The organism is Collinsella tanakaei (assembly GCF_016902615.1).
Lineage (GTDB): Bacteria > Actinomycetota > Coriobacteriia > Coriobacteriales > Coriobacteriaceae > Collinsella > Collinsella tanakaei_A.
This window is the reverse complement of sequence record NZ_JACJMB010000056.1, coordinates 1-4,261: the sequence shown is the minus strand read 5'-3', so window position 1 is coordinate 4,261 and position 4,261 is coordinate 1. Positions and strand designations below refer to the sequence as shown.

The window sequence follows — 4,261 nt, the reverse complement described above, 5'->3', positions numbered from 1 at the left end:
GTGCTGGGTGGGGTGGGCCCGGCCGGGCTGGACTTCCGAAACATCATGATGTTCCGGAAGCGTGCTCGACGTTTTCCCAGATAAAAGTGTTTACCACGAACGGAACATCATGATGTTCCGTCACAGGGGAGCGGGCGCGGTGTCTTTTTAGGGAAATGCGGCGCGTGGAGCGACCGCTGGGAGCGCGGGGCGGCTGCGGGAAGGCAGCAGGCAACCGCGGGGCTGCCATGAAGGCCGCGGGGCAACCGCTGGCGCTCGAGGCGACGGCGAGGAGGCGGCCTGAGCCGGAGCGCCCACCTGCGCCGATCGCGCTACAGCAGCTGGCCTGCCAGCTCGGAGCAGGCGGCAAGCGCCTCGTCGTCGGGCTCGTTGTTGGCGATGACGGTATCGACCACGGTGGCGCCGGCGTCCTCGGCATCCTCGCGCCAGGTGTCCATCCACTCGCCGGTGCCCCAGTCGTAGCTGCCGAACAGGGCGATCTTCTTGCCGTCGAGCTCGGGCTTGACGTCATCCCACATGGGCTGGAACTCTCCGTCCTCGAGCTCTTCGGATCCCATGGCGGGGCAGCCGAAGGCGATGGCGTCGAAGTCGGGCGCCATCGCGGCGGAGAAGTCGGCGGCCTGGACGGTCTCCACCTCGGCGCCCTTTGCGGCGGCGCCCTCGGCGACGGCGTTCGCCATGGTCTCCGTGTTGCCGGTGCCGCTCCAGAAGACGACTGCGATCTTGCTCATGTTTCTATCCTTTCCTTGTGAGTCCGCGTGCGGCGGACGGGTTACCGGGTGGTGGCGACGGCCAGCTGCATCAGGCGGCTGCCACTCTCGTGGGCGCGCAGCATCTTGGCCGTGGCGGTGCGGAAGCGGGCGAACGTGGCGAGCGCGCCCTCGAGATTCGAGTAGACCTTCCAGGGGCCGACGGCGAGGTAGTCTTGGCCGGCGTGCTCGATGAACGCCGAGACGTCCTCGTAGGGGTAGCCGAGGAAAAACCCGAGTTCGTGGGGGAACGCCCGTGCGCAGCCGCGTTTCGTGCACGGGCACGGCTGCCCGGTCGCCTGCGCGGCCGCGGGCCGCTTTCCCTCCATCGCCGAGAGGCGTTCCGCGAGCGTCGCGAGGCAGCTCTCGAGGGTGGACAGGTCGTAGCCTGCGCGCGAGAGGGGAACTGCGGCGCGCCGGTCTGCCAGGTAGGCTGCAAGCTCGTGCGGCCGATAGACATAGACGAGCGCTCCGCAGGAGCGCCAGGCGAGCACGCACAGGGCAAGACCGGCGGGCATCACCTGGTGCGCGCAGGCGTCGATGGCAGCCTCGAGAGCGCAACGTCGCGCCGCGGCATCGGGCGCGGTGAAGTCACCGGGGAACGTGAAGAGACTTGCGGGCTTGAGGCCCGCGAGCGTAGGGGAGCAGTGTCGCACGATGGCTCGCTCGAGGGACGTTTCGTCGATGGTGCGCGTCATGGCTCCTCCTGGTGCGATTCGGTTTGTGCTAAAGAAAGTAACCAAAAGTAAACTTATAGCGGAGCCCATCGTTCGTCAAGAAAAAGTTTTCTGAATCGAACTTTCTGATGAGTGATGCGGATGCGTGGGAACCAGCTGCGAGGGCACCCGGCGGTTGCGGCTTGGGCGATTCGTGCTATGGTTCAAAGTAAGGTATATCTAACAGTTGTGTTCTGCTGGATTCACCGGAAGCGTCTCGGAAAGGAAACGTATGGGAGACATCTTCACGCCGGGCAACATCATCGTGTGCCTTGTTGTCGCCGTCGGGCTTATCGTGGGCGTGCGCCGCGCGGTCGCCGGTCTCGTGAGGGGGCAGAGCTGCTGCACGGACGGGGAGAAGCGCGGGCACACCCGGACCCGCACGCCGGTAGTGAGCGATACCGACGAGTCGCACTATCCCTATGCGATCGATCTGCCCATCGGCGGTATGAGCTGCGAGGGATGCGCCGCGAACGTCGCGGCGGCGCTCAACGGCATCGAGGGCACGTGGGCCACGGTGGATCTGGACGAGCGTACGGCGCACGTGCGCTCCAAGCACCCGATCGATGAGGCGGCGTGCGAGGCCGCGGTTCGCGCTGCGGGCTACTACGTGGTCAAGCTGTAGTTGCCCGCCGCCCCTCAGGCGCGGGTGAGTTTCCATATATCGTCGAAGGCCACGATCTCGTCGCCCAGGCGCAGGCAGCGCCGGTGCTCCTCGATTGCGCGCACCACGCCCGCGCGCGTCCGGTAGCCGCCGCGGTCGTAGTAGGTGATGCGCACGAGGTCGCCGCGGCGCACCTGCAGGATGGTCCGCGAAAGCTCCTCGGCCTCCTCTTCGGTCAGCTCGTGGCGCGGCTCGATGACGCGCTCCTGCTCGCGCACGAGGTCGTAATAGCCGGTGAGCGCCGCGAAGGGCATGAACTGGGCGGCGCGGCTCGCACGCGGGCGGCCGTCAGCGCGCCGTCCGGGGCGCGAGGAGTCGTATTCGGCGTCGCTGCGCGCGCCTGCGCCGCCGCGCTCGACGGGCGTGAACTCGAGATCGCCCCAGGGTGAGGTGATGCGCCGTACGGCGCGGTTGCGTGAGGTATCAGGCATGGTGTCCTCCCACCTGCTCGTTGCGCTCGCGCCCCGTGGCCGCGGGCTTGTAGCTCGTGCCGCGCAGCAGCGCGTTTTTGCCGTAGCGGTCGCGCACGGCGATCACGGCGTGCGCGAGGTTGCGCTCCGCCTGCTCGGCCGCCTCGTCGCGAAAGAGATCCGTGGTGGCGAACTCCTCGGGCAGAAGGCCGCCGAAGCCGATGTTGACGCGCTTGATGGGGCGCGCGGGGTCGACGATCTCGCGGTACAGGGCATCGAAGCGGGCCATCAGGCGCTTGAACGAGTTCGTTCGCTCGCCGAGCTTGCGCGAGGCCTCGGCGTAGCCGTACGCGCGCCGGCCGCGGACAGTGCGTCGGCCGTGTTCGCCGACAAACACCGCGCTCGCGCTCGCGCCCTCGGGATCGCGCGCCGCCTGCCGGGCGCGCACGGCGTCGCGGGCGGCTTGGGGCGCGTGGGGCGCCGGCGCCTGCTCGCGATACGCAGGCGGCGGGGTGACGGTTCGGCCGGGTTGCGGCCCGCTGGCGGTGCCACCCCCGCGCGTCGCACCGGGAGCTGCCGGCGCGCCCGGCAGCAGGGCGCCGGTGGCCGTGTGCACGTGTCCGCAGCTGTCCGTCACCCGCGCGCTGCCGCTCGCCCCCAGCCGCGCGAGCTCGCGGCGGTCGTCGGCATAGCCTACGTACAGCGAGATGCCGTCGCACACCACGTGGCGGTCGACGAGGTCGAGCACCGACGAGTCGACCATCTCGCGCAGCACCGTGTGCGCCTCCTCGTAGGTGTAGTTGCGCGGCAGCACCTGCCCGCTCGAGATGGAGGTGGCCTCGGGCTCGTAGGCGTGGATGTCCGCGATGGTGCACGGCTCGATGCCGTGCGCGTGGTCGATCAGGTACTCGGCGGTCACGCCCAGCTCGCGGTAGAGGATCTGCTCGTCGAGCGCGGCGACGCCCATGAGGTCCTCGGCACCGTATTTCGCCAGACGCGCGGCGATGCCCGGCCCGATGCCCCAGATATCGGTGATGGGCCGATGCCGCCAGATCTGCTGGCGGAAGCGCTCGCGGTTGAGGTAGCCGATGCCGTCATCCACGTGCTTGGCCGTGATGTCGAGCGCTACCTTCGCCAAAAACAGGTTCGTGCCGATGCCCGCCGTGGCGCGGATGCCGCAGCGCTCGTATACGGCGTCCATCAGCGTGCGCGCGAACGAGCGCGCGTCGGTGTGGTAGAGCGCAAGATAGGGCGTGGCGTCGATGAAGCACTCGTCGATGGAGTAGACGTGGATGTCGTCGGGGCTCACGAACTCCAGGTAGATGCTGTAGATCTTCGCGGAGACCTCCATGTAGTGGCGCATGCGCGGCTTGGCCACGATGTAGTCGATGTCCTCGGGGATCTCGAACAGGCGGCAGCGGTTGCGCACGCCGAGCTTCTTCATGGCGCTCGACACGGCCAGGCAGATGGTGGTGCGCCCGCGGTCGGGGTCGGCGACGACGAGGTTGCAGGTGAGCGTGTCGCGCCCGCGGTCGGCGCATTCCACTGAGGCATAGAAGGTCTTAAGGTCGATGCACAGGTAGATGCGGCCGCCATCTTCGCCCATCGGGATCCCCCTTCCGCCGCGCACTCTCGTATAGAACGTCTGTTCGATAATAGAGTCTCGCGTGGACACATGTCAAATGGGCTGGTGGGGTGGGGCGAGCTGGCTGTGGCGGGGGT

Annotated in this window: 5 protein-coding genes; 1 reads left to right on the top strand and 4 read right to left on the bottom strand. The window is 68.1% G+C overall.

The genetic code is table 11. From position 1 onward, the window contains the following. Positions 1-311: 311 nt before the first annotated feature. Together H6A21_RS10610 and H6A21_RS10605 are read right to left on the bottom strand one after the other, a co-directional pair. Entirely contained in the window at positions 312-731 is a 420-nt protein-coding gene (locus H6A21_RS10610; protein ID WP_204562755.1) for a flavodoxin, read from the bottom strand. 41 nt (positions 732-772) lie between these two features. After that, a complete protein-coding gene (locus H6A21_RS10605) occupies positions 773-1,447 on the bottom strand; it encodes a DUF3793 family protein (RefSeq protein WP_204562754.1) in 675 nt (224 codons plus the stop codon). A 250-nt stretch (positions 1,448-1,697) separates the two neighbouring features. Here H6A21_RS10605 and H6A21_RS10600 point away from each other — a divergent pair, with 250 nt between their 5' ends. Next, positions 1,698-2,090: a heavy-metal-associated domain-containing protein gene (locus H6A21_RS10600; protein ID WP_204562753.1), complete on the top strand. Its 393-nt coding sequence runs from the start codon at positions 1,698-1,700 to the stop codon at positions 2,088-2,090. Between the two features lie 14 nt (positions 2,091-2,104). On the opposite strand, the gene H6A21_RS10595 is transcribed toward H6A21_RS10600, so the two are convergent. Continuing rightward, entirely contained in the window at positions 2,105-2,560 is a 456-nt protein-coding gene (locus H6A21_RS10595; RefSeq protein ID WP_204562752.1) for a YolD-like family protein, read from the bottom strand. Further along, on the bottom strand, positions 2,553-4,145 hold the full coding sequence (locus H6A21_RS10590; RefSeq protein ID WP_204562751.1) for a DNA repair protein: 1,593 nt from the start codon (positions 4,143-4,145) through the stop codon (positions 2,553-2,555). The genes H6A21_RS10595 and H6A21_RS10590 overlap by 8 nt, the downstream gene beginning before the upstream one ends. Positions 4,146-4,261 lie beyond the last annotated feature (116 nt).